This is a genomic window from Acidocella sp. C78, assembly GCF_907164655.1.
On record NZ_CAJQZK010000065.1, the window covers coordinates 65,530 to 90,709 of the forward strand.

A 25,180-nucleotide genomic window follows, 5' to 3' on the forward strand; every position below is an offset into this window, starting at 1 on the left:
GAGCGGCCGCGTTAGCACACCGACAATACGGCGGGTGCCAGGGCCGGCAGCTTGCCTGCCGGATGGGTGGGATTGCGAAACCGCAGCGCGTCGGCGCCGTCCTCGGCACAAAGTTCGATCCGCGATGTGCAGGTGACGGCGACGACCGGCCTCGCTTCCGGAAAAGTGAGGAACTGTCGGGCTTCGCCTTCAAGGGTGAGCTGCTCGCGCAGCAGGCGCCATTCGAGCCGGTCGGTATCCTCGATGAACATGGCGAGAATGCCCGGCCGGGTGCCGGTCAGCCGGGCGGGCGCCAGCGCGGCAAGGCGATGGCGCATCGCGACCGCGACTTCATTTTCGCTGCCGGCACGCGCGGCGAGCACAAAAACGCCCTGTCCGTCGCCGGTGACGGCAAGGTTCGCCTCGGGGCCGAATTCGCGCCGCAGTCGGTTCATCAGTCCGTTTTCGCTGGCCTGCGCCGCCGCCAGCATGAGGGGGTCAAGCCGCAATACCGCAGCCTCGTCCTGGTCCGACCGCCTTGCGCTGGTCAGCATTTCATTGATGCGGCGATGCAGTTCGGCCAGGGTCGTGGTGTCGTCCGGCTCGGCAACCCGCAGCCCGCGCGGCAATGTCATTTTCAGAAGATAGCGGCCCGGATGCGCGGAAAGCCATGTCTGCAGATCCGGATCGATCCGGTCCATCAACTGCACCCATGCGGCGCGGTGGACGAGGCGGCCAGCCTCTGCCGAGAGTGTGTCGCAAACGATTTCAACCGCCGTATCTTCGCGCGTGGCAAGGAGATCAAACGTGGCGCCCTCCTCCAGCCCCGCGAATTCGACATCAAACCCTACTGCGCGATGCCGCTCCGCGGTGTCATGAACATGCAGCAACGGTATCAGAGTTCCGTCCGCCGCAAGAGCAGCGGCAAGGGCGGCTTCGAACCTCTCCTGTCCGGGCTTGCCGAGTCCGGCCGCAAGCGACCCGAGGGACGCCACGCGGCCGGCGAGCACCTGATCGACCGGTGTAAGTGGTAGATCCCTGACAACTTTCTCGGCGGCGAATTCCGCCGCATGGCGCAGCGCGACAAGGCGTCCATAGCGCGGGCTGGCCGCAGCCTCGTCACGCAGGCGACCGATCCGGGCGGACCAGGATTTTCGCCCGGCACGATCGATCAGGGCGATAATCTGGTTTCGGGTTGCGGCCGGTGCGCGTGAATTGTTCATAAGCAAATCATCTACCTCACGCGCCGGCGGGCCGCTATCACTTTTTTGCCAGCGGCAGCTGTCCTGCGCCGGTGTCGCCGCACTGAGCGCGGTGCAGCAGGAGCTGGTCGGCCAGCACGCAGGCCATCATCGCCTCGCCGACCGGCACCGCGCGGATGCCGACACAGGGATCGTGCCGGCCCTTGGTCTGGATATCGACCTCGTCGCCATCGGAATCGACGCTGTGCACCGGGGTCAGAATCGAGCTGGTCGGCTTTACCGCGAAACGGACGATGACGGGCTGGCCGGTCGAGATGCCGCCGAGCACGCCGCCGGCGTGGTTGGCGAGGAAGCGGACCGTGCCGTCCTCGTTCATCCGCATCTCGTCGGCGTTCTGCTCGCCGCGCAGGGCGGCGGCGGCGAAGCCATCGCCGATCTCGACACCCTTGACCGCGTTGATGCTCATCATCGCCGCGGCGAGATCGGCGTCGAGCTTGGCATAGACCGGCGCGCCGAGGCCGGGGGAAAGCCCCTCGGCAACGACTTCGACCACGGCGCCGAGCGAGGAGCCGGCCTTGCGCACGGCATCGAGTTCCTCGGCCCAAGCCGTCGCGGCAACGGCGTCGGGGCAGAAGAAAGCGTTGCGGTCCACCTCGTCCCAGTCGAAACGGGCGCGGTCGATCGGGTGCGGCCCCATCTGCACCAGGGCACCGCGAATCCGCACGCGCTCGCCGAGGATCTTGCGGGCGATGGCGCCGGCGGCAACGCGGGACGCGGTTTCCCGCGCCGAGGAGCGGCCGCCACCGCGCGGATCGCGGATGCCGTATTTCCAGTGATAGGCGATGTCGGCATGGCCGGGGCGGAAACGGTCGGCGATGTTGGCGTAGTCCTGCGAGCGCTGATCGGTATTCTCGATCTGTAACGCGATCGGTGTCCCGGTGGTCATGCCGCCATGAACGCCGGAGAGGATACGGACGATGTCCGGCTCGCGGCGCTGGGTGGTGAACCGGGACTGACCGGGCCGCCGCCGGTCGAGAAAGGGCTGAATGTCGGCTTCCGAAAGCGGAATCCGGGGCGGCACGCCGTCGACGACGCAGCCGATCGCCGGGCCGTGGCTTTCACCCCAGGTGGTGACGCGGAAGAGATGGCCGAAACTGTTGTAGGACATGCCGGTTTATAGGCTCCGGCGGCGGCGTTCCGCTAGTCTTCGCCGGCCGCGTGAGGCGGCCGGCGAAAGGTCGGTCAAAGCCCGAGGCCAAGTTGCGGGCGCAGGGCGGCAAGGAGCGACTCTGCCAGCGCATCGGGTTCGGCGGTTGTGGTGCGCAGGTGGAATTCCGGCGCTTCCGGCGGCTCGTAGGGACTGTCGATGCCGGTGAAGTTGCGGATTTCGCCGGCATCGGCCTTGCGGTAGAGGCCCTTCGGATCGCGCTGGCGGCAGACCGCGATCGGCGTGTCCACGAAAACCTCGTAGAAAAGGCCAGGCTCGACCAGTTCGCGCGCCATGTTCCGCTCGGCGCGGAAGGGCGAGATGAAGCTGACCAGCACGATCATGCCCGCATCGGCGAACAGCTTCGCCACCTCGGCAACCCGGCGGATGTTCTCCACCCGGTCGGTATCGGTAAAGCCGAGATCGCGGTTGAGCCCGTGGCGGACATTGTCGCCATCGAGCAGGTAGGTGTGCGCGCCGAGCAGATGCAGCCGGGTTTCCAGCGCGTTGGCGATGGTCGATTTGCCGGAGCCGGACAGGCCGGTGAACCAGAGGATCGCCGGGCGATGGCCGTTCAGCGCCTCGCGGGCGGTGCGGTCGATGGTCAGCGCCTGGCGGTGGATGTTGCTCGCCCGGCGCAGCGGGTGGCGGATCATGCCTGCCGCGACGGTGGCGTTGGTCATCCGGTCGATCAGGATGAAGGCGCCGGTGCGCGGGTTCAGCGTGTAGGGGTCGAAGGCGACCGGGGTGGCGAGGGCGACATTCACCGAGCCGACCTCGTTCAGCGTGAGGGAATCGGCGGCGAGCTCATCGAAATTGTTGACGTTGACCTTGTGCTTGATGCGCGAGACGACGCCGGAGACGGTCGCGGTGCCGAGCTTCACGATATAGGGTCGCCCGGCGAGGAGCGGCGCCTCGCCCATCCAGACGAGGTCGGCGGCGAACTGGTCGGCGACGTCGGGCCGGGCGCCGGGGCTGGCGAGGACATCGCCGCGGGAGAGATCGACCTCGTCCGCCAGGGTCAGGGTGACGGCCTCGCCGGCGCGGGCGGCGGGGCGGTCGCCATCGGCGGTGACGATGCGGGCAATGCGTGTGAGCTGACCGGAGGCGGCGACCACCACCTCGTCGCCCGGCCTGACCTCGCCGCCGGCGAGCGTGCCGGCATAGCCGCGGAAATCGGCGTCCGGCCGGTTGACCCATTGCACGGGGAAGCGGAACGGACCGGTGCTGGTGCCGCCGGGCTCGATGGTCTCCAGATGCTCGAGCAGAGTCGGCCCGCCATGCCAGGGCATGCGCGCGCTGCGATGGACCACGTTGTCGCCATGGCGGGCGGAGAGCGGGATCGGCGTGATCGTCTCGAAATGGAACCGCGTGGCGAGGGCGCGGAACTCGTCGGCGATGGCATCGAAGCGCGCCTGGTCGAAGTCGATCAGGTCGATCTTGTTCACCGCCAGCACGATGTGGCGGATGCCGAGCAGGTCGGCGATGAAGGCGTGGCGGCGGGTCTGGGTCAGCAGGCCCTGGCTCGCATCGACGAGCAGGATGGCGAGCTGCGCGGTGGAGGCGCCTGTGGCCATGTTGCGGGTGTATTGCTCGTGGCCGGGCGTGTCGGCGATAATGAACTTGCGCCGCTTCGTCGCCATGAAGCGGTAGGCGACATCGATCGTGATGCCCTGCTCGCGCTCGGCCTCCAGCCCGTCGACAAGGAGGGCGTAGTCGATATTGGCGCCATCGGTGCCGTATTTGCGCGAGTCGCGTTCGAGGGCGGCGCGCTGGTCGTCGGGGATGTTATCGGTGTCGAACAGCAGCCGGCCGATCAGGGTGGATTTGCCGTCATCCACCGAGCCGCAGGTCAGCAGGCGCAGCAGTGAGCGGGAAGAGGTCATGCTCATCGCGTTCATCAGAAATATCCCTCGCGCTTCTTCTTTTCCATCGCCGCGGCATCATCGTGGTCGATCAGCCTGCCCTGGCGCTCGGACATGCGCGAAGCGCGCATTTCGGCGAGTACCGCTTCGAGGGTTTCGGCCTCCGACTCGATCGCGGCGGTAAGCGGGTAGCAGCCGAGCGTGCGGAAGCGGACCTTGCGCAGTTGCGGCACCTCGCCGGGGTTGAGCGGGAGGCGGTTGTCATCGACCATCAGGAGCTGGCCGCCGCGCTCGACCACCGGGCGTTCCTTGGCGAAATAGAGCGGCACGACGGGGATGGTCTCGCGGGCGATGTAGTTCCAGATATCCGCCTCGGTCCAGTTCGAGAGCGGAAAGACCCGCATGGTCTGGCCGGGGCGAGGCGGGTGTTGAACAGGTTCCAGATTTCCGGCCGCTGCGCCTTTGGATCCCATCCATGGCCGGCGGTGCGGACCGAGAAGACGCGCTCCTTGGCGCGGGATTTTTCCTCGTCGCGCCGGGCGCCGCCGAAGGCCGCGTCGAACCCGAGTTCATCGAGCCCGGCCTTCAGCGTTTCGGTTTTCATCACCTGCGTGTAGGTCGAGGCGCCGTAATCGAACGGGTTGACGCCACGCGCCGCGGCCTCGGCATTGTGGCGGACGATGAGGTCGAGGCCGAGGCGTTTGACCGTTTCGTCGCGGAACCGGATCATTTCCCGGAATTTCCAGCCGGTGTCGACATGCATGAGCGGGAAGGGCGGCTTTGCCGGGTAGAACGCCTTCATCGCCAGATGCAGCATCACCGAGCTGTCCTTGCCGATCGAATAGAGCATCACCGGGTTGCGGAACCCCGCCGCGGTCTCGCGGATGATCTCGATGCTTTCAGCTTCGAGGGCCGCGAGATCGGCATCCAACGTCGCGGTCGCAGTCTCTGTCACGCTCATGATCGGCCTCGTTTCCGTAAGGAATTTCCTTTCGAAAACAGAAACGCCTCCGGCCCGCAAGAGCCGGAGGCGATTTGAGCAGAAACCGGTTTCGGGACGGCCCGCGCGGAGTTTTTTATGCCCCGCGCGCCTGTCCCGGTAGCAAAACGCTTTGCCGTTATTTGGAGGTCTTTTCCTGCGGCAACGGCACCGCGACGAACAGAGCCTGGTTGCCGCGCATCACCCGCAGCGCGATCGCCTTGGCGTGGCCGGCCTCCGCCTTGTGGATGGCGCCAACCGCCTGCTCGGGGTCATTCACGGTCGTGCTGCCGACACCCACGATCACGTCGCCGGGGCGCAGGCCCGCCTCGTCCGCCGGCGAATTCGGCGCGACGTGAGCGATCAGCGCGCCCGATACACCACCCGGCAGGTTGAGCTGCTGGCGGGCCGCATCGGTCAGCGGCGCGAGCGAGAGGCCGAGTTCAGGCTTGTGCACCGCAGAGCCGCCCTGGTTGCCGCCGGGGCCGAAGGCGGCCTGGGCGTTTGCCGGCATTTTCTCGACACGCAGGCTCAACTCGTGCGAGGCGCCGCCCCGCAGATAGGTGATGCTGGCCTTGCCGTCCGGCTTGATGCCGGAAATGGCGAGGGCCAGTTCGCGCGGATCGCGCACCATCTTGCCATCGACCTTGGTAATGATGTCCCCGGGCTTCAGGCCCGCCTTGGCCGCCGGGCCATCGGGCATGGTTTCCGCGATCAGCGCGCCATCGGCACGGCCGTCATGCACGGAGACGCCCATCGCCTGCGCCATTTCCGGCGTGATCGTCTGCACCTGCACGCCGATGAAGCCGCGGGTGACGTGGCCCGACTTGATCAGCTCGTCGGAGATCTGCTTGACCATGTCCGACGGGATCGAGAAGCCGATGCCAACGGACCCGCCGGAAGGCGTCAGGATCGCGGTGTTCACGCCGATCACCTCGCCCCGCTGGTTGAGCAGCGGACCGCCGGAATTGCCTTCGTTGATCGGCGCATCGATCTGGATGAAGCTATCGTACTGCCCGTCGCCTATATCGCGGCCGAGTGCTGAAACCACGCCCGTCGTCACCGTTTCGGCGAGGCCGAACGGGTTGCCGATCGCGATCACCCACTGGCCGGGAACCACTTTGGACGAATTCCCGAGCTGCAGGTAGGGAAACGGCTTGTCGCGCGTGACCTTGAGGACCGCGAGGTCGGTGCTCGGATCGGTGCCGACGACCTTGGCCGGCAGTTTGGAACCGTCAGACAGGGTAACAAAAACCGATTTGGCATGTCTCACCACGTGATTGTTGGTCACGAGGTAGCCGGTGGAGGAAATGAAGAAGCCAGACCCCTTGGCCTCGACCGCCTGGGGCCGCTGCGGATGAGGCATCGCGAACGGGAAGGGGAACGGCATGCCGGGCGGAAGCCCGTTCTGCGTCTGGGTATCGCTGGCGGTCTGCGTCTTGAGATGAACCGTGACGGAGACAACAGCCGGGCTGACATCCTTGACCAGCGGGGCAAAGCTCGGAATCGGTTTGAAGTCCTTCTGGACCTTGGCCGTTGCGTCGTATGCCTGATTGTTGGCGAAAGCGCTGCCGGCCGAAACCGCGGCCAGCGAGGCGCTGGCCAGCATCACTGCGGTGAGGGCGGCAAGGCGCCCGGGCCGACGGCGGGCGAGGAACAGGTTCATTCAGTCTATCCTTCTTGTTCGGCCGGCGGTGCCGGCGGAAGAGGAGCCGCCCCGCGAGGGGCAGCGGCTAGGGGCACCGATCCGGAATACCGGTCCGTTCCAAGGGCGGGACAGTTCCCGAAACGGATCAATCACCCGAAAGCGCATATAGAGTGGTTCCTAAACGGCACTATCCCGTGCCCATGAAACTCGTTTCATTCACGAATGTCGACAAGCACGAGCTCGGCGCCGTCTGCATCCGCGGTGATCACAATCTCGCGTTCTCCCTGCACCGCCACGCCATCACGGGTTGCGGCGGCATGGCCGTTGACGGTGAACGATCCGCTGGCCGGCACGAGATAGGCGGCGCGGCCCGTTGCGAGGGGTTGGGTGATCCGCTCGCCAGGGGCCATGCGCGCGGCCAGCACGGCAGCGTCGGCGTGCAGCGGCAAGGCGCCGCGTTCGCCATCTCCGTTCCGTCCGCCAGCCAGCACGGTCAGGCCGGCGCCGGTCGACCTCGGAAATGCCCGCGTTGCCCAGCCGGGCTCGACGCCGCGCCGATCCGGCAATATCCAGATCTGAAACAGCCGGGTCGGCTCCGCCTCCAGATTGTATTCGGCATGCACGATGCCGGTTCCGGCATGCATGACCTGAACGTCACCCGCGCGCGTCACGCCGCGATTGCCCAGATTGTCCTGGTGCGTGATCGCGCCCTGGCGGATGAAGGTGATGATTTCCATATCCCGGTGCGGATGCGGATCGAACCCGGTTTGCGGGGCAACCTCGTCGTCGTTCCAGACCCGCAGCGCGCCCCAGCCCATGCGGTCGGGGTCGTGGTAGCCGCCGAAGCTGAAGTGATGGCGCGCATTCAGCCATTCGTTGCGGAAACTGCCCAATGTCGCGAAGGGGCGAATGTCGATCATCCTGTTTCTCCTGCACGATCCGCGTCGGGTATCGTGATATTATTCGATATCGAATGATATATAGGGTGGAGATGCCGACGTTCAATCCTCGGCGGCAACACGCCCGAGCCGCCGCAACAATTCTTGCAGCGCCCGAAGCTCGCTCTGGTCGAGGCCGCGCATTGCCGCGGCGATGTCCCTGGCATGCCGAGGGAAAATTTCCTCGATGAAGTGTCGCCCCGCATCGGTGAGGACAACGCGGACCCTTCGCCGGTCTTCGGGGCACTGGACCCGTTGGACGAGCTGGCGGCGGGCCAGCTTGTCGATCACGTCGGTCAGGTTGCCCGGGCTGGTCAGCAGCTTGCGCGTCAGGTCGCGCTGCGTCAGCGGGCCAAGGTGAAGCAGGGCCTCCAGCACCCCGAGCTGAACATGCGTGAGGCCGGCGGCTGCCAGAAGCGGCTGCGTGCGGTTGAGTACCGAATGGCTCGCGCGCATGAGCTTCACATAGGCGCTGACGGCGGTCTTCGTAGCCTCGTCCTCGACGCCGAACATCGGTCTACCGGTTCATCAGCACCGGCAGTCGGGCGTGTTCGAGAACATGCCGGGTGACACCGCCGAGGATGAGCTGACGCAGCCGCGAGTGCGAATATGCCCCCATGGCCAGCAAATCCGCTCCGTATTCGGTCACGGCCGCGAGAAGCCCGGCGCCGGCGCTGCGGTCGGTCGCGCGGAATTCGGTTTCGTCCGCGGTGATGCCGTGAAGTTCGAGATAGGCCGCGAGTTGGGCGGCCGGCGGGCCTTGCCGCTGGTAATCCGGCGAGTGAAAAATCCGCACATGCGCGGCGCTGGCGAGCCAGGGCATTGCGGAGGCGACAGCGGAGGCGCTTTCCGCGGTTCCGTTCCAGGCGATCGCGATGCGGGTGCCGATCGAGTCCGCCGGCTCGACGGGGGCGATCAGCGCGGGGCGGCCGGAGTCGAACAGAACGGCGTGAAGTGCGTCCGCGGAGGCAACGTCCTCGGCGGATTTGGGATGCGGCACCACGATGAGGTCCGACAGCCGAGCCTCGCTGGCGACAAGCTCATCCTCGCGACCGACGACGGAACTGAACCATGCGCTGGCCTGCTCGACGGCGCCGCTGACCGCGCGGACCGGCGCGCCGACCGCAATGCCGCGGGCGGTGGTTTCTGCGTCGAACAGCGCCGAGAGGGCGCGGGCCTCGGTGTTCCCTTCCTTCTCGGTGGTCGCCATCATTTCTTCGATCATCGCGCCCGACAGGCCTTCGCCGGCCAGTGGCGCGACATCGCGCGTATCGGTGCGGACATGAAGAGCGTGCACATGCGCCCGCCAGCGCTGGCCGAGCAGAAGCGCGGTCGCGAGCGCTGCGCGGGCCGAGGCTGCGCCCGCGAGAGGGAGAAGAATCTTGCGGATCGCCATGGTCAATTCCTCCAGACCGCTTCGATGGTGCCGACGATCTTACATCGTTGGCAGCCGCTCAGTACATTGTCGAGAGAACGGTGCGCAGACGCTTCAGTTCCTCAAGAGCCCGGCCAGTGCCCTTGGCGACGCATTGCAGCGCCTCGTCGGCCACAACAACCGGAAGACCCGTCGCGTCCCGCAGCACATCGTCCAGACCGCGGAGCAGCGCGCCGCCGCCGGTGAGAACGATCCCCTTGTCAACGATATCGCCGGCAAGTTCCGGTGGCGTATTCTCAAGCGCGACCTTCACCGTCTCGACAATCTGGCCAACCGGTTCGGCAAGGCTCTCGGCGATCTGGGCTCTCGTCACCCTGACCTCGCGCGGGACACCATTGATCAGATCGCGGCCCTTCACCTCGTGCCAGTCGTTGTTGGATGCCGGGTTTGCCCAGGCCGCCCCGATATCCAGCTTGATCTTCTCGGCCGAGGATTCGCCGATCAGCAGATTATGCCCGCGCCGGAGATAGGAGATGATGGCCTCGTCCATCTTGTCGCCACCTACACGCACCGACCGGGCATAGACGATGCCGCCGAGCGAGATCACCGCGACTTCGGTGGTCCCGCCGCCAATATCGACCACCATCGATCCTGAAGGCTCGGTGACCGGCAGACCCGCGCCGATCGCGGCCGCCATCGGTTCCTCGATCAGCAGAACCTTGCGCGCGCCGGCGCTCTCGGCGCTTTCCTGAATCGCGCGGCGTTCAACCGCGGTCGATCCCGATGGAACGCAGACGATGATCAGCGGCGAGGCAAACCCCCGCCGGTTGTGCACCTTGCGGATGAAATGCTTGATCATTTCCTCCGCTACCTCGAAATCGGCGATCACGCCGTCGCGCAGCGGGCGAATGGCGGAAATGTTGCCCGGCGTGCGGCCGAGCATGTGCTTGGCTTCCTCGCCGACGGCAAGCACCTGCTTGCGTCCCTTCACCTCGGCGATCGCGACAACGGAGGGCTCGTCGAGAACGATGCCACGGCCCTTCACGTAGACAAGCGTGTTGGCGGTTCCCAAATCGATGGCCATGTCGGCGGACATGAGCCCGAGAAGTCTGGAGAGCATGAAATCCTTTCCGCACGGCCAGGCCGGGTTTGCGTGCGGTTCCCGGCGCCGGTTTTCAGTCTGGCTTTGGTTCAGCGAATATGTTCTGTCAACGCATCTCGACCCGGGGTGTTGATGCAATGGCCGAATTACAGGCTACCCGTTCGATTAACAAGGCTGCCCGCGCAGGCGCCATGAAGTTGCCGGAAAGCCGCCGTTACAATGCCGACATCCGGCGGACATCCATTCGCAACGCCGAGACCTATATCGCGTTGAACGGAATGAGGAGACCTGGACAATGGCCTTGAGATCGAAACAACGCTTCATTTTGCCCACCCTGCTGTGCGCGACGGCGCTGGGGCTTGCCGGGTGTGGCTATACCCCGGGCCAGCGCGCCCTGTCGGGCGGAGCCATCGGTGCCGGCGCTGGTGCCATCCTCGGCGCTGCAACCGGCGGTTCGGCTGCGACGGGGGCATTGATCGGCGGTGCTGTGGGAGCGATCGGCGGCGCGGTAACGAACCCGAACCAGGTCAACCTGGGCCACGTGCCGTAATTTCACCAATGCTTGGGTAACAGGCGTCGGGAAGATGAAAAAGGGGGCTTTCGCCCCCTTTTTTTGTGCAGTCTCTTCAGCCTGGCCGGATCAGCCGACGATCTCGGTGCCGGCGAAGAAGAAGGCGATTTCCTGCGCCGCGGTGTCGGCGGCGTCAGAGCCATGAACGGAATTCGCCTCGATATCCTCGGCGAATTCCGCGCGGATCGTCCCGGCTTCAGCCTTCTTGGGGTCTGTCGCGCCCATGATCGCGCGGTTGCGGGCCACCGCGTCGTCACCTTCCAGAACCTGGACGACGACCGGGCCCGAGGTCATGAAGCTGACCAGCCCGGCGAAGAAGGGGCGTTCCTTGTGGACGCCGTAGAACGCCTCGGCCTGGCTCTTGGTCAGGTGGATGCGCTTCTGGGCGACGATGCGCAGCCCCGCCTCCTCGAACTTCGCATTGATGCGGCCGGTGAGGTTGCGCCGGGTCGCGTCGGGCTTGATGATGGAAAGCGTGCGTTCGGTTGCCATGGGGGCCTCGTGTCTGGAGTTGAGCCGTTGCGCGCGGCCATACAGGGCCGGGCCGGGGTGGGCAAGTCCCGGCTTGTGGGATAGCAAGCGGCCATGAGCCTGTTGCGGATCGAAGACCTGTCTTTTTCCATCGCCGGCCGCGCCCTGCTCGAAGGGGCGGGGCTGGTCGTAGATCCCGGCCGCAAGATCGGCCTGATCGGGCGCAACGGCGCTGGAAAATCCACGCTGCTGAAGCTGATCGCCGGCATCTACGCGCCGGATGGCGGAAGCATCCGTCTTGCAAGCCGTGCGCGGCTCGGCACGGTGGCGCAGGAGGCGCCGGCCGGTTCGATCACGCCAGCCGCCGTCGTGCTCGCCGCCGATGCCGAGCGCGGCGCGCTCCTCGCCGAGGCTGACAGCGCCGCCCCCGAGCGGCTGGCGGCGATCCATGAGCGGCTGATCGCCATCGACGCCGACTCCGCCCCCGCCCGGGCCGGGGCGATTCTCGCCGGACTCGGGTTCGACGAGGCGGCGCAGAACCGGCCGATGTCGAGCTTTTCGGGCGGCTGGCGGATGCGCGTCGCCCTGGCCGCCGCGCTGTTCGCCGCCCCCGATCTGCTGCTGCTCGACGAGCCGACCAACCATCTCGACCTCGAGGCGACGCTGTGGCTGGAAACCTGGCTCGCCCGCTTCTCCGGCGCGGTGCTGATGGTGTCGCACGACCGCGATCTGCTCGACCGCGCGGTGGACTCCATCGCCCATCTCGACCGCGGCAGGATCACGCTGACGCCGGGCGGCTTTGCTGAATTCGTCCGCATCCGCACCGAACGGGCCGAGCAGCAGAACCGCGAGGCGGCGCGGATCGCCGCCCAGCGCGCCCACATGCAGGCCTTCGTCGACCGCTTCCGCGCCCAGGCTACCAAGGCGCGGCAGGCGCAGTCCCGCCTCAAGGCGCTGGCGCGGATGCCGGTGATCGATACGATTGTCGAGGACGCGCCGACGCGGTTCAGTTTCCCGGAACCGAGGCCGCTTTCCCCGCCGCTGCTCGCCCTCGACCGCGCGACGCTGGGCTATGATGGCAAGCCGGTGCTGCGCGAGGTCTCGCTGCGGATCGACATGGAAGACCGGATCGCCCTGCTCGGCGCCAATGGCAACGGCAAGTCCACCCTGGCCAAGGCGCTGGCCGGGCGGCTGGAGCCGATGGCGGGCACGGCGTTCTGCACCCGCGGCATCACCGTCGGTTATTTCGCGCAGCACCAGGAGGATGATCTCGACCTCGCGGACACGCCGCTCGGCCATCTCGCCCGCGCCCTGCCGAAGGCGACGGTGACGGAGCTGCGCGCCCAGGCCGCACGGTTCGGCCTCGACGCCGAGCGGGTGGAGACGGTGGTCGGCCAGCTTTCCGGCGGCGAGAAGGCGCGTCTGCTGCTCGCCCTCGCCACGCGCGACGCGCCGCAGGTGCTGATCCTCGACGAGCCGACCAACCATCTCGACATTGATGCCCGCGAGGCGCTGGTGCGCGCGATTACCGATTTCGCAGGCGCGGTGGTGCTGGTGACCCATGACACACATCTGCTCGACCTGGTGGCCGACCGGCTGCTGCTCGTCGCCGATGGGCGGGTCGCGGCCTATGACGACGATCTCGATTCCTATCGCCGGCTGATTACCCAGAAGCCGTCCGGCACTGCCGAGCGCAAGGCGGCGCCGGCGGCGAAGGATGACCGGCGGGCCCGCGCCGTCGCCCGCGAGGCGACCGCGCCGCTGCGCAAGGCGGCGCGTGACGCCGAGGCGGCGATCGGCCGGCTCGAGGCGGAGAAGCGGACGCTGATGGCGAAGCTCGCCGATGCCGGTTTCTATGCCCGGGCGAAGCCGGAGGAGATTTCGGCGATCAATATCCGTCTGGCCGCCATTGCCGGCGAGATCGAGGTCAAGGAGGCCGCCTGGCTGGAGGCCGAGGCGGCGCTGGAAGCCGCTTCCGGCTGACCACCCGGCGTCATTCGGCGGCGAGGGCGGCAGGTGCGGGCGGGTAGCGGCGCAGGATGTAGAGCATCACCGCCATCGCCGGCAGCGCCGAGATCACGGTGAATTCGTAGAAGGGCAGCCAGCCCATCGCATGGGCGAGAACCCCGGAGAAGCCGCCGATCGTGCGCAGGGCAAGGGCTGCGACGGAGGAGAGCAGGGCATATTGCGTCGCGGTATAGGCCTTGGTGCACAGGCCGGAGAGATAGGTGATGAAGGCGGCATCGGCGATCCCTTCGGCGAAACTCTCCGCAATGCTGGTCGCCAGCAGAATGTGCGGCAAATGCGGGTAGAGGCCGAGCAGCGGGTAGAGGATGAGCGTGAGGGTCTGGAAGGCGCCGGCGGTTAGCAGGGCGCGGCCGACGCCGAGCCGGGCCACGGCGACGCCGCCGAGCGCCGTGCCCGCGAGGACGGCCACCAGCGAGGGCGGGCCGTTGGCGATGGCGATGGTCGCGCGGTCGAAGCCCAGATGAGTGTAGTAGGGCGCGAGCATCACGCCGGCCAACGCCTCGCCGAGGCGGAACAGGATGACGAAGGCGAGGATGATCCAGGCGCCCTCGCGGCTGAGGAAATCGGCGAGCGGGGCGATGACCGCCTCGCGGAAGCGGGCGCCGATCGAGACCGGCAAGCGCGCCGGCGGCGGGGTGGGCTCGGCACAGGCCAGCGTTGCGGCGGCGCCGACGAGCTGGAGCGGCACCATCGCGAGGATCGCGACATGCCAGCCGGTGAGGGTGGACAGGGCGATGACGCCCGAGCCCGAGATCAGCATCGCCGCCCGGTAGCCCCAGACATAGCCGGCGGTGGCGGCACCCTGCAGGTGCTGGGGGAAGAACTCGATCCGCCAAGTGTCGATCATGATGTCCTGGCTAGCCGAGAGGAAGGCGACGAGGCCGCCGGCTAGCAGGGTGGCGGCCAGGGCGTGCGCGGGGCGTGTGAGGGCGAGGGCGAGAACGGCGGCGGCGAGGCAGAGCTGGATCGGCAGCAGCCAGCCGCGTCGGCGCCCGAGCGCGCGGAAGGGGCGCGGCGGGCGGAACTGGTCGAGCGCCGGCGCCCAGAGGAATTTCAGAGAATAGGCGATGCCGAGATTTGCGGTGAAGCCGATCGCCTCCAGCGGCAGATGGGCGCGGGCGAGCCAGAGCCGCAGCGTGAAGCCGGACAGGGCGAGCGGCAGGCCCGAGGAAAAGCCGAGCAGGCCGATCAGGGTGATGGCGCGAATCCGGTTCATGGCATCATTTGCCAGTCCAGCGCCCGGCGCCGTCAAGCCGGGGCGGACATTCGTGACAATGGTTTAATCGCGTGGTGACGCATCTCCCGTTGCCCCGTGCCGCGCCGGACCCAACGTCTCGGCACGGAGCCGGCTTCGCGGGATATCGCGGAGACGCATTTCGAGGAGGGAGACCATCATGAAGTCCGTTGTGCTGACTGGTTTTGCGCTGGCCCTGTCGGGTGGCATCGCCCTTGCTCAGGCGCCGGCATCGACTCGCATGGGTGGTGCGCTGCCAAGCGGCGCCTCGGCCGGAACCTATCTCGGCATTGCCGGGCAGGCGGTTGCCGCGCATCAGAAAACCCGGGCGCGGGTCGCGCTCGGCCGGGCCGAGACAGATCTGCTGACCAATTCCTATGTCCAGGGCAGCGTGAACGGGATCATCCGCACACCGGCCATCGATGCGGTGCGGCGGGCCCGAAGCGCCGTGGCGAGCGGCGAGTACGGCCGGGCGAGAGCGCTGATACATCAGGCGATGACGATGATCGACGGCAAGGCCGGGATGGCGGCGCCGATGCCGGCGCAGAGCAGCGACGGAATGCCCGCGCATGGAGGCGGGCCGATGATGCCGGCCCCGGCGCCGGTTGCGAAATAGCGGCGCAGACGCCGCCCGGCGACGCAGACGGGCAGCTTCTGCCGGCCCGTTTTCAACTCTTCATATCGCGTCTGCGTCATGAAGCTCGCTTTTGCAATGCAAAACGTGTAGAGGAGCCGCGTTGAACCCCGAAAGACCTTTATCATGACCGAGACCAAGCTGCGCAACGTGGCGATCATCGCCCATGTCGACCATGGCAAGACCACGCTTGTGGACAACCTTCTCAAGCAGTCCGGCTCGTTCGGCGCGCATCAGCAGGTGGCCGAGCGGGCGCTCGACCGCAACGACCTTGAGCGCGAGCGCGGCATCACCATCCTCGCCAAGTGCACCGCCGTGCAGTGGGGCGATGTGCGCATCAATATCGTCGATACACCTGGCCATGCCGATTTCGGCGGCGAGGTCGAGCGAATCCTGAACATGGTGGACGGCGTGGTCGTCCTCGTCGATGCCGCCGAGGGCGTGCTGCCGCAGACGAAGTTCGTGGTGGGCAAGGCGCTGGCCCGCGGGCTGAAGCCGATCGTCGTCGTCAACAAGATCGACCGCCCGGATGCCCGCGCCGACGAGGTGCATAACGAGGTGTTCGACCTGTTCGCGGCCCTCGGCGCGAATGACGAGCAGCTCGATTTCCCGATGCTCTATGCCTCCGGCCGCCAGGGCTGGGCGACCGCGACGCTGGATGGCCCGCGCGAGAACCTCTCGCCGCTGTTCGACCTGATCGTGAGCCATGTGCCCGAGCCTGGCCTCGATGCCGAAGCGCCCTTCGCCATGGTCGTGACCATTCTCGAGAGCGACAACTTCCTCGGCCGCGTGCTGACTGGCCGCGTCGAGCAGGGGCGGGCGACCGTGAACATGCCGGTGCGCGCCATCAGCTTCGACGGGCGTGCGGTGGAAACCGGGCGGCTGACCAAGCTGCTCGCCTTCCGCGGCCTGGAGCGCGTGCCGGTGGACGAGGTTTCCGCGGGCGACATCATCGCCGTGGCCGGCCTCAAGGAGGCGACCGTGCCAGATACGATCGGTGCGATGGAGATCAGCGCCGCGCTGCCGGCGATCCCGATCGACCCGCCAACCCTGTCGATGACCTTCCGCATCAATGACGGCCCGCTCGGCGGGCGCGAGGGCAAGAAGGTGACATCGCGGCAGATCCGCGACCGGCTGTTCCGCGAGGCGGAAGCCAATGTCGCGATCCGTGTGACCGACTCGTCCGAGACCGAGGCCTTCGAGGTCGCCGGGCGCGGCGAATTGCAGCTCGGTGTGCTGATCGAGACGATGCGCCGCGAGGGGTTCGAGCTGACCATCGGCCGGCCGCGCGTGCTGACCCGCGACAACCCGGAGACCGGCGTGCGCGAGGAGCCGATGGAAGAGGTGCTGATCGACGTCGATGAGCCCTATTCCGGCGTCGTCGTCGAGAAGATGAGCCGCCGCAAGGGCGAATTGCAGGATATCCGTCCCTCGGGCGGCGACAAGCAGCGGCTGACCTTCCACATCCCGAGCCGCGGGCTGATCGGCTATCACGGCGAGTTCCTGACCGACACGCGCGGCTCCGGTGTAATGAACCGGCACTTCATCGGCTATGGCCCGTGGAAGGGCACGATCGAGGGGCGGCGCAACGGCGCGCTGATTGCCAATGCCGATGGCGAGAGCGTGCAATACGCGCTGTTCTCCCTGCAAGACCGCGGCACGCTGTTCATCGGCGGCGGCCAGAAGGTTTATGAGGGGATGATCATCGGCGAGCACAGCCGGGAGAACGATCTCGACGTGAACCCGATCAAGGAGAAGAAGCTCACCAACATCCGCGCCGCCGGCAAGGACGAGGCGCTGCTGCTGACGCCGCCGCGCCGGATGAGCCTTGAGCAGGCGATCGCCTATATCGAGGATGACGAGCTGGTGGAGGTGACGCCGAGTGCCGTGCGGCTGCGCAAGCGGCATCTCGATCCGCATGCGCGCAAGAAGGCCGAGCGGGCGTCCGACGCCGCCTGATCCTGCGGAAATCTCGTTCTGAATTGAGCCTGACCGGCCGGCGCGACAACGCCGGCCGGTTTTTTGTTAGAGCATCTTTATCCGATCAGATGACTCCATCTGATCGGATGATGCTCTAGGTTCTGGACTCAACTGATCCAAGATGTGACGGCGAGGACGAGGCAGATACCTGCGAGGAAATTTCGTGCGGTTTTGTCGTAGCGTGTGGCGATGGCGCGCCAGTCCTTGAGCCTGCAGAAGGCGCGTTCGATGAGATTGCGCTTTCTGTAGGCGACGGGGTCGAAGGGCGGAATGGCGCGGCGGTTGGGCATGGGCGAGATCACGGGCCTGGTGCCTTGGCGGGTGAGGAAGGCGCGCAGGTCATCGGCGTCGTAGGCTTTGTCGGCGATCAGCTCTTCTGGTGGCGGTATTGTGGGCAGAAGCGCCCTGGCGCCGCTGATGTCGGAGGCCTGTCCCGGCGTCAGGAGGAGTGCGGCGATGCGTCCCTGCTCATCCGCGACGGCGTGGATCTTGGTCGTCCGTCCACCCCTCGACCGGCCGATAGCCTGGCTTTGCGCCCCCCTTTACCGCCCGCGGCCGCGCGATGTGCCCGAACCGAGGTGCTGTCCACCATGGCGATGCGCGGCGGATACGCGCAGGCGACCAGGGCCGCAAAGATCTCCTGCCAGAGGCCACGCTGGCTCCAGCGGTTGAACCGGTTGAACACCGTGGTTCGTGGCCCATAGGCCTCAGGAAGCGCTCGCCATCGCAAGCCCTCGCGAAAGCGATGCAGGATGCCGCTCAGCACCCGGCGGTCATCAACCCGAGGCTTGCCGCCAAGCTTCGGCAGCAATGGTTCGATCGCAGCCCATTGCGTGTCGTTCAGCCAGAAAAGTTCCGCCATGTTCCAAGTCCTCCAAACAGACTTGAATCAGACGCTCCGTAGTCATGGCAATAGGTACAGAACCTAGTCCCACTCCGGTGCGAAGGCCGGGTCGACGAAACGCTGGGTTTTCGGCAGGGCGGCGAGGGCGGCGCGGTCCTCGTCGTCGAGGGTGATGGCGAGGGCGGCGAGATTGGCGCGCTGGGTTTCTTCCCGCGCGGCTTTGGGGATGGCCGCGACGCCATCCTGGTCGAGCAGATATTTGAGGGCGATCTGCGCCGGTGTTGCGCCATGCTTCGCGGCGACCGCAGCGAGCGCCGGATGGTCGCCGAGCCGACCCTGGGCGAGCGGGCAATAGGCGGTGACCGCGATGCCGTGGGCCCGCGCATAGTCGAGCACCGCGTTCTGCCCGAGCAGGACGTGATATTCCACCTGGTTGCAGGCGATCTCGGCGCCGATCGCCTCGACGGCCTGGCGCATCAGCGCCACGGTGAAGTTCGACACGCCGATATGTCGAACCAAACCCTCATGTTTCAGATGCGCCATGGTGGCCAGGACCGCCGCAAGGTTCATCGAGGGTGAGGGCCAGTGGATCAGGAAGAGGTTCACATGGTCGGTGCGCAGCTTGGCGAGGCTCGCCTCGATGGCGCGGCGCACCCCGTCCGGCGTGAGGTTCTCGTACCAGACCTTGGTGGTGAGGAAGATTTCCTCGCGCGCAATGCCGCTTTCGGCGAGGGCGGCGCCGACGGCCTCTTCATTGCCGTACATCTCGGCGGTGTCGATATGACGATACCCGAGTGACAGCGCGCGGGTGACAGCGGCGGTGCAGTCGCGGCCGCTCATCCGCCAGGTGCCAAGACCGAGCTTGGGCATGGCGAGCGCGCCGCCGGTGATGGGCGTGCTGGTCATGTCAGTCCTTTCGCGAGAAATCGATCAGGGCGAGACAGCCGGATTCCGTACCGAAGGCGAGATGGGCGCCGTTCGGGCTCCAGCCCAGGGCGGAAACGGCGCCGCGCCCCGGGCCCGCGACGGGCAGGATGCGTTCGCGCCCGATATCGGCCACGACGACCGAGCCATCGGCGAAACCGGCGGCGACGACCTCGTGCTGCGGATGGCAGGCGACCCGGCGGACCACGGTTTCGCCGGCAGCAAGCTCCAGCGGGGCCTTGCCCATTGGCCCGCCGCCGAAGAACGGCCAGATCACGATGGCCTCGGCGCCGGCGGTCGCGAGCCACTTGCCCGAGCGGGTGAAGTCGAGCGATTCGGGTTTCGTCGGGTAGCCGCTCATCCGCATGTGCTGGCCGTCAGGCAGTTTCCAGCCATGCAGCTCGTTTTCCTGCATGGCGGTGACCATCGCCTCGACATCGGGATGCAGGGCGACGGCGAGATGACTACCCTTCCACTCGAAGACCTGCGGCTTCGCGTTCTCGGAGCGGACGAACCAGAGCGAGGCGCCGTTGTAGTGCGCGGCGGCGAGGCGGCGGTGTTTCGGATCGAGCGCCATGCCGGCGACGGTCGAGGGGTGGGCGAGGGTGCGGAGCGTGGCGCCGGCGGCATCGAGCAGGTGGATCGTCTTGCCGACCGCAACCGCCCGCAGCGGCGCCTTGCGGTCTGGCACGGTCAGAACGTGCTCCACCCATTTCATGCCGAAGCTGGCGAGTTCCGTGCACTCGCCCGTTGCGGAGTCAAGACGTTTCAGCGTGCCGTCATCGCCGCCGGAGCAGAACCCGCGCTCGTCGAAATCCGGCGCGAGGGTGAGCACCGCGCCGTCATGGCAGGCGTGTTCGGCGAAATCGCCGCCGGTAACGCCGCGCAGCACGATCCGCCCGTCGCCAAGGCCGGCGGCGAGGGTGCCGCCGGCACGGTCGAAGGCGAGGGCGGTGACGAACTCGGCGCAATCGTGCGTCATGCCGCGCACGCGGAGCATCTCGTCCGCGTCGGTGACCATGCCGCTCATTCGGCGATGCAGCTTTCGAAACCACGGCGCAGCATCGGGCGGTTGAGATCGCGACCGATGAAGACGATGCGGCTTTCGCGCTCCTCGTCGTCCTTCCAGGGGCGGATGAAATCGCCATCCGCCATCATGTGCACGGCCTGGAAGGCGAAGCGGCGATCCTCGCCGGCAAAGGCGAGGATGCCCTTGGTGCGCAGGATGTCCTGGCCCTGGGTGGCGAGGATGCCGCCGATCCAGGCGTTGAACAGCTCGGGGTCGAGCGGCTTCTTCACGGAGAGGCTGATGCTGCTCATGTGCTCGTCATGCGTGTGGGAATCCTCTTCAAGGAAATCCGGCACCGATTGCAGCACGCGGTCGAGGCTGAAGGCGTTGATTCCGAGCAGGCGGTCGGCCGGCACATCGGCGCGGGTGGTGTGGTGGATCTGCGCGAAGCGGTTGATCGTGCGGATCCGCGCCTCGACATCGGCGAGTTCCTCCGGGGTGACGAGGTCGAGCTTGTTGAGCACGATGACGTCGGCGAAGGCGATCTGGTCCTCGGCTTCTGGCGCGTCGGCGAGGCGGGCGGGCAGGTTCTTCGCGTCGACCACCGTGACGATCGCATCGAGCCTTGTCTTCGCCTTCACGTCCTCGTCGACGAAGAAGGTCTGTGCGACGGGGGCGGGATTGGCGAGGCCGGTGGTCTCGACGATGATGCCGTCGAAGCGGTTGCGGCGCTTCATCAGCCCGCCGATGATGCGGATCAGGTCGCCGCGCACGGTGCAGCAGATGCAGCCGTTGTTCATCTCGAAGACTTCCTCGTCGGTATCGACGACGAGGTCGTTGTCCACCCGCGCTCGCCGAACTCGTTGATCACGACCGCGTATTTCCGGCCATGATCCTCGGTGAGGATGCGGTTGAGCAGGGTGGTCTTGCCGGCACCGAGAAAGCCGGTGAGGACGGTGACGGGAACGAGATCGCTCATGCGGAAGATCCTGTCGTAGTGGGTCGTGTCGTTGCTTCGGGATATAGGCAGGCGGGCTCGGGCGGACCAGAGCGCGGCAGGGCAAGGCCGAGGCCAAGCATGAGGAAGAGCCAGCCGGCCATCGGCAGGACGGCGAAATTGTCGGTCGAGGCGAGCGGCCAGGCATAGGTGAGCACGCCGATGAAGGCGCCGAGCGCGAGCGGGCGACGCATGATGCCACGGCCGAGCGCCAGCAGCCAGGCGGCGTTCATCGCGGCGAACAGCACAAGGCCGGCCAGCCCGGCGTCGAGCGCGGCCTGGAGATAGAAATTGTGCGGATGGATGTTGCAGGCGCCGCGCTTCAGGCTGGTCGGGCCGATGCCGAGCGCCGGGAGACCGCGATCGAACCGCGCCTCGGGGCAGAAATCCCTGAACCCGTTGAAGCCGTAGCCGCGCCAGGGGGCGTGCTCGATCATCACCGTCGCCCGTGTGTAAAGCTCGCCATACGGGCTTTTCGCGAAATGGCTGACCTGCCGTCCGGTCTCCAGCACGAGCTTGTCGAAACTGGGCGGCGAGACGAGTTTGAGTGCCGGGATCGCGAGCACGATCAGCACACCAAGGCCGATCGCCGGCAGACGGATCGGCCGGAAGGCAAGCGCGGCAACCGCGAGGCCCAGCAACGCCAGCGCGAATGGCATCCGCTGACCGATCATCAGCGTCGTCGCAAAGCCGATCACGCCGATCACCGCCGCGGCGAGTTTCGGCGCGGCACCCCGCCGCGCGACAAGCGCCGCAATGACGGGCAGGGCGGTGAGAAACAGCAGATGGCTGAAGGGCGGGCCGGCCCGCGGCGCCCAGAACGGGCCGGTGAGCGCGCCATCGCCCCAGCGGTGATCGCCGAAGATGTTCACGCCGACGATCTCCTGCTGCCAGCTTTGCAGCAGAATCCAGGCTTCGCAGGCGGCGAGGGCAAGCCAGAACCGGGTCCGCGCGGCCGCCGTGTCGAGCACCCAATGGCCAAGGGCGGCGGCGAGAACCAGCAGGCGGATCAGCACCAGCGCCTGGGTGAAGGATGTCCAGCCGCCCGGCCCGAGGCCGAGGGCCGGGATCGGCGCGGAGCAGATCATCACCGCGATCCACCAGAGGCATCCGAACACGAACCAGGGCTGCCGTACCCACCGCCAGTCGCCGTTGCGGGCGGAGTGGACCAGGAACAGGATATCCACTGTCGCCATTGCCAATTCCGCCCCGGCGCGGGCGTAGAGCAGCCCAAGGGGCAGGATCAGGGCGGCGATGAAGGCGGCGCGTTGCATCGTCATGCCCCGCTCATACCGGCGTTTCCGCGTCGTGCAACCGTTGCAGCCGGGCGGCGATAACGGACGTGTCGAACAGTTTCGCGCGGGCGCGGCCAGCCTCGGCGAGGCGGTCGCGGGCCGATTCGTCCGCTGCCAGCCGCAGGAAGGCGGCTTCCAGCGCGGCGGCATCGCCGGCGGGCACCAGCAGCCCGGCCTCGCCCACCACTTCCGGCAGGCCGCCCGCCTTGGTCGCGACCAGTGCGGCGCCGCTCGCCATGGCCTCCAGCGCGGTCAGGCCGAAGGGTTCCGGCCAGCGGCTCGGCACCGCGACGATCGCGGCACCGGCCATCGCCGCCAGACCGTCCTCATGCGGCAGATAGCCGTCCCAGGCGATACCGGCGGATCTGGCACGGGTCCGCATCTCGCGCACGAACGGGGTTTCCGGACTGTCCGGCCCGAATCGGTCGCCACCGATGATGCGGGCAGTCCAGCCGGGCAGGTGCGGCAGGGCGGCGGCGGCGGCGGCGATGAAATCGGCGATGCCCTTGCCCTCGACGATGCGGCCGGCGAACACGATTTCGCGCCGCCGCTCGCCCTGGGAAGGCGGCAATTCGGCAAGGGTGAGCGGGTTATACAGGGTGACGAGGCGGGCGGTGTCGGCAAGCCCGGTCGCGTAGCGGGCGCGGAGATGATCCGAGACGCAGACCACCGCGTGCAGGCGGCGCAGCGTGCGTGCCCGCGCCCCTGCGGTGGTAAGGCCGCGCATCGTCGTCGGCTCGTTGTGCAGAAACAGCATCACGCGGCTGGCGGGCAGCAGGCGCGCGGCAAGCCGGGCGAGGCGGGGCTGCTGGTGGATGTCGATGTTCGCCGGGCGCAGTTGTCGCAGCCGGCGCAGCACGGCGGAATTGTAGCCGAGCGGCGAGCGAAAGCGGACCGGATGATAGGCAATGCCGGGAAAGCTCGGGCAAGCACTGGCGGCGCCGATCACCGAAGCGCCGGCAGCCGCCGCGAGCCGCCGGACGACCAGGGCGATCGCGCCGGCCCTGCCGGGAGCGAAGGCTTCGCTGGCGGGCAGCACCATTGCGGTGCCGCCGGCCGAATCGCGTTGTTTCAAGCAGATCGGACTTTCACGTATTCGCCCGGCGCATCGGCGAGTGCGGGCAGGCCGCCCCGGCCAGGTGTACGGGCCTGAACCTCGTCATCCCCCTGCTGCGCGAGCCATCGCTGCCAGTCCGGCCACCAGGAGCCGGCCACCTCGGTTGCGCCGGCGAACCAGTCTTCGGCGCTCGCCGGCAGGGTCGCGTTGACGAAATGGTTGTATTTGCCGCTGTCCGGTGGATTGATGACGCCGGCGATATGGCCGGAAGCGGCGAGCACGAAGCGCTTCGGCCCGGCCATCAGCTGGGTTGCGCGATAGGTGCTGGCCCAGGGGGCGATGTGGTCCTCGCGGCAGGAGAGGAAATAGACCGGCACCTTGATCCGCCGGAGATCGACTTGCGTGCCGTCGAGCGTGATGGCGTCCTTCTGGCTCAGCAGGTTCTTCTGGTACATGTTTCGAAGATAGAACGAGTGCATGGCCGCCGGCATGCGGGTGGAATCGGAATTCCAGTAGAGCAGGTCGAAGGGGAAGGTCTCGTTGCCGAGCAGGTAGTTGTTGACCACGAAGCTCCAGATCAAATCATTCGAACGCAGCATGTTGAAGGTGGTGGCCATCGCCGAGCCTTCGAGATAGCCGCGCCGGTTCATCTTCTCCTCAAGGGCGACCAGTTGCTCTTCATCGATGAAGACCCCGAGTTCGCCGACATCGGCGAAATCCGTCAGCGTGACGAGGAAGGTCGCGCTTTTGATCCGCGTGTCGCGCCGACGGGCCATTACCGCGAGGGTCGCGGCGAGCAACGTTCCGCCGAGGCAGTAGCCGATCGCGTTCACCTGGCGCTCGCCGGTGGCCTGTTCGATCGCGTCGAGCGCCGCGAACACGCCGAGTTTCATGTAATCGGCGAAATCCTTCTCCGCGAGTCGCTCGTCGGGGTTCACCCAGCTCGCGACGAAGACGGTGTGCCCCTGCTCGACGGCCCAGCGGATGAAGCTGTTCTTGGGGCGTAGGTCGAGGATGTAGAACTTGTTGATCCACGGCGGAAAGATCACCAGCGGCGTCTTCCGGACGGTCTGCGTCGCCGGAGCGTACTGGATCAGCTCCATCAACTCGTTGCGGAAGATCACCTTTCCCGGCGTGACCGCGATATTGTCACCGACACTGAAGGCTTCGGCATCGGTCATGCGGATATGCAGCTGGCCGCGTCCGGCCTCGAGGTCGCGCAGCAGGTTGGACAGGCCCCGCAGCAGGTTCTCTCCGCGAGTTTCGATCGTTTTGCGCAAGACCTGCGGGTTGGTGAGGGCGAAGTTCGAGGGGCTCATCGCATCGACGAACTGCCGCGCGTAGAAATCGACCTTCTGGGCGGTTTTCGGATCGAGCCCGTCGACGCGCCGGACCACATCCTGCACGAACCGCGCCGAAAGCAGGTAGCTCTGCCGGATGAAGTCGAAAATCTCGTTTTCTTTCCATTCCTCGTGCTGGAATCGCTTGTCGCGAGGGTCGGGCGGCACCACAGGCGCCGTCTCCAACCCCATCATCCGGCGCGTGGAATGCTGCCACAGCGTCACGTAGTCCTGCCAGAACCCGATCTGGGCATCGATCAGTGTCGAGGGATTGGCCACCAGCTTGGCCATCATTTCCATGAAAGCGCTGCCGATGTTGAGTGGATCGATCGCAACGTCGACCTCGTGCTGGCGTTCCAGCCACTCGGCGACGATTCGCTGCGATCTGGCCGCGATATCGGACATTGCCCGTGAATAGTCCGCCGGATCGGACATGTTCGGCGTTGCAGGTCGCGGATTTTGCTGTTCGGCCATTGACGCTCCTTCCGGCTCCGGGATGCA

The 25,180-nt window shown here is 66.9% G+C and carries 20 protein-coding genes and 3 pseudogenes; 5 read left to right on the forward strand and 18 right to left on the reverse strand.

The features are described 5' to 3' along the window. Positions 1 to 11: 11 nt before the first annotated feature. On the reverse strand, positions 12 to 989 hold the full coding sequence (locus tag ACIDOCELLA78_RS87420) for a hypothetical protein (protein ID WP_249675662.1): 978 nt from the start codon (positions 987 to 989) through the stop codon (positions 12 to 14). Between the two features lie 60 nt (positions 990 to 1,049). On the opposite strand from ACIDOCELLA78_RS87420, the gene ACIDOCELLA78_RS87425 reads away from it, so the two are divergent. Then, the gene (locus tag ACIDOCELLA78_RS87425; protein ID WP_249675665.1) at positions 1,050 to 1,193 is read left to right on the forward strand and encodes a hypothetical protein; all 144 of its coding nucleotides are present in this window, start codon (positions 1,050 to 1,052) and stop codon (positions 1,191 to 1,193) included. A 46-nt stretch (positions 1,194 to 1,239) separates the two neighbouring features. Here ACIDOCELLA78_RS87425 and aroC read toward each other — a convergent pair whose 3' ends face one another. The 8 genes and pseudogenes from aroC to ACIDOCELLA78_RS87465 form a co-directional block, all read right to left on the reverse strand. Then, positions 1,240 to 2,349, reverse strand: coding sequence for a chorismate synthase (gene aroC / locus ACIDOCELLA78_RS87430; RefSeq protein WP_201728437.1), 1,110 nt, complete (start codon positions 2,347 to 2,349; stop codon positions 1,240 to 1,242). 74 nt (positions 2,350 to 2,423) lie between these two features. Then, positions 2,424 to 4,289 carry a sulfate adenylyltransferase subunit CysN gene (cysN, locus tag ACIDOCELLA78_RS87435; protein ID WP_201728438.1) on the reverse strand — a complete coding sequence of 622 codons (1,866 nt, stop codon included), beginning with the start codon at positions 4,287 to 4,289 and terminating at the stop codon, positions 2,424 to 2,426. Beyond that, a pseudogene (gene cysD / locus ACIDOCELLA78_RS87440) lies at positions 4,289 to 5,214 on the reverse strand (sulfate adenylyltransferase subunit CysD). Before cysD ends, cysN begins: the two are co-directional and overlap by 1 nt. A 157-nt stretch (positions 5,215 to 5,371) precedes the next feature. Next, complete coding sequence (locus tag ACIDOCELLA78_RS87445; RefSeq protein ID WP_201728439.1) at positions 5,372 to 6,898, reverse strand: trypsin-like peptidase domain-containing protein; 1,527 nt, start codon at positions 6,896 to 6,898, stop codon at positions 5,372 to 5,374. A gap of 194 nt (positions 6,899 to 7,092) precedes the next feature. After that, positions 7,093 to 7,800, reverse strand: coding sequence for a pirin family protein (locus ACIDOCELLA78_RS87450; RefSeq protein WP_201728440.1), 708 nt, complete (start codon positions 7,798 to 7,800; stop codon positions 7,093 to 7,095). An 81-nt stretch (positions 7,801 to 7,881) separates the two neighbouring features. After that, a complete protein-coding gene (locus tag ACIDOCELLA78_RS87455; protein ID WP_201728441.1) occupies positions 7,882 to 8,331 on the reverse strand; it encodes a MarR family winged helix-turn-helix transcriptional regulator in 450 nt (149 codons plus the stop codon). Positions 8,332 to 8,335: 4 nt separating this feature from the next. Next, positions 8,336 to 9,214, reverse strand: a complete 879-nt coding sequence (locus tag ACIDOCELLA78_RS87460; protein ID WP_201728442.1) for a universal stress protein — start codon at positions 9,212 to 9,214, stop codon at positions 8,336 to 8,338. Positions 9,215 to 9,272: 58 nt separating this feature from the next. Beyond that, positions 9,273 to 10,313 carry a rod shape-determining protein gene (locus ACIDOCELLA78_RS87465; RefSeq protein WP_201728443.1) on the reverse strand — a complete coding sequence of 347 codons (1,041 nt, stop codon included), beginning with the start codon at positions 10,311 to 10,313 and terminating at the stop codon, positions 9,273 to 9,275. Between the two features lie 277 nt (positions 10,314 to 10,590). On the opposite strand from ACIDOCELLA78_RS87465, the gene ACIDOCELLA78_RS87470 reads away from it, so the two are divergent. Continuing rightward, positions 10,591 to 10,845 carry a YMGG-like glycine zipper-containing protein gene (locus ACIDOCELLA78_RS87470; protein WP_249675668.1) on the forward strand — a complete coding sequence of 85 codons (255 nt, stop codon included), beginning with the start codon at positions 10,591 to 10,593 and terminating at the stop codon, positions 10,843 to 10,845. A 90-nt stretch (positions 10,846 to 10,935) separates the two neighbouring features. Here ACIDOCELLA78_RS87470 and ndk read toward each other — a convergent pair whose 3' ends face one another. Next, positions 10,936 to 11,358 carry a nucleoside-diphosphate kinase gene (gene ndk / locus ACIDOCELLA78_RS87475; RefSeq protein WP_201728444.1) on the reverse strand — a complete coding sequence of 141 codons (423 nt, stop codon included), beginning with the start codon at positions 11,356 to 11,358 and terminating at the stop codon, positions 10,936 to 10,938. 93 nt (positions 11,359 to 11,451) lie between these two features. On the opposite strand from ndk, the gene ACIDOCELLA78_RS87480 reads away from it, so the two are divergent. Further along, positions 11,452 to 13,320, forward strand: a complete 1,869-nt coding sequence (locus ACIDOCELLA78_RS87480; protein ID WP_201728445.1) for an ABC-F family ATP-binding cassette domain-containing protein — start codon at positions 11,452 to 11,454, stop codon at positions 13,318 to 13,320. Positions 13,321 to 13,330: 10 nt separating this feature from the next. Here ACIDOCELLA78_RS87480 and ACIDOCELLA78_RS87485 read toward each other — a convergent pair whose 3' ends face one another. Next, a complete protein-coding gene (locus tag ACIDOCELLA78_RS87485; RefSeq protein ID WP_201728446.1) occupies positions 13,331 to 14,581 on the reverse strand; it encodes an AmpG family muropeptide MFS transporter in 1,251 nt (416 codons plus the stop codon). A 178-nt stretch (positions 14,582 to 14,759) separates the two neighbouring features. On the opposite strand from ACIDOCELLA78_RS87485, the gene ACIDOCELLA78_RS87490 reads away from it, so the two are divergent. After that, entirely contained in the window at positions 14,760 to 15,215 is a 456-nt protein-coding gene (locus tag ACIDOCELLA78_RS87490) for a hypothetical protein (protein ID WP_201728447.1), read from the forward strand. A gap of 144 nt (positions 15,216 to 15,359) precedes the next feature. Further along, positions 15,360 to 17,192 (forward strand): translational GTPase TypA, encoded by a 1,833-nt coding sequence (gene typA, locus ACIDOCELLA78_RS87495; protein WP_201728448.1) that lies wholly within the window; start codon positions 15,360 to 15,362, stop codon positions 17,190 to 17,192. 128 nt (positions 17,193 to 17,320) lie between these two features. Here the strand turns inward: typA and ACIDOCELLA78_RS87500 are convergent. The 7 genes and pseudogenes from ACIDOCELLA78_RS87500 to ACIDOCELLA78_RS87530 form a co-directional block, all read right to left on the reverse strand. Beyond that, a pseudogene (locus tag ACIDOCELLA78_RS87500) lies at positions 17,321 to 18,075 on the reverse strand (IS5 family transposase). 63 nt (positions 18,076 to 18,138) lie between these two features. Then, positions 18,139 to 18,963, reverse strand: a complete 825-nt coding sequence (locus ACIDOCELLA78_RS87505) for an aldo/keto reductase (RefSeq protein ID WP_201728450.1) — start codon at positions 18,961 to 18,963, stop codon at positions 18,139 to 18,141. Between the two features lies 1 nt (position 18,964). Next, positions 18,965 to 20,011: a WD40 repeat domain-containing protein gene (locus ACIDOCELLA78_RS87510; RefSeq protein WP_201728451.1), complete on the reverse strand. Its 1,047-nt coding sequence runs from the start codon at positions 20,009 to 20,011 to the stop codon at positions 18,965 to 18,967. Continuing rightward, positions 20,008 to 20,969: pseudogene (locus tag ACIDOCELLA78_RS87515) on the reverse strand (CobW family GTP-binding protein). Before ACIDOCELLA78_RS87515 ends, ACIDOCELLA78_RS87510 begins: the two are co-directional and overlap by 4 nt. After that, a complete protein-coding gene (locus ACIDOCELLA78_RS87520; protein ID WP_201728452.1) occupies positions 20,966 to 22,267 on the reverse strand; it encodes an O-antigen ligase in 1,302 nt (433 codons plus the stop codon). Before ACIDOCELLA78_RS87520 ends, ACIDOCELLA78_RS87515 begins: the two are co-directional and overlap by 4 nt. Positions 22,268 to 22,274: 7 nt before the next feature. Continuing rightward, positions 22,275 to 23,357 carry a glycosyltransferase family 4 protein gene (locus ACIDOCELLA78_RS87525; protein WP_201728453.1) on the reverse strand — a complete coding sequence of 361 codons (1,083 nt, stop codon included), beginning with the start codon at positions 23,355 to 23,357 and terminating at the stop codon, positions 22,275 to 22,277. Further along, positions 23,354 to 25,153 carry an alpha/beta hydrolase gene (locus ACIDOCELLA78_RS87530; RefSeq protein WP_201728454.1) on the reverse strand — a complete coding sequence of 600 codons (1,800 nt, stop codon included), beginning with the start codon at positions 25,151 to 25,153 and terminating at the stop codon, positions 23,354 to 23,356. Before ACIDOCELLA78_RS87530 ends, ACIDOCELLA78_RS87525 begins: the two co-directional genes overlap by 4 nt. Positions 25,154 to 25,180 lie beyond the last annotated feature (27 nt).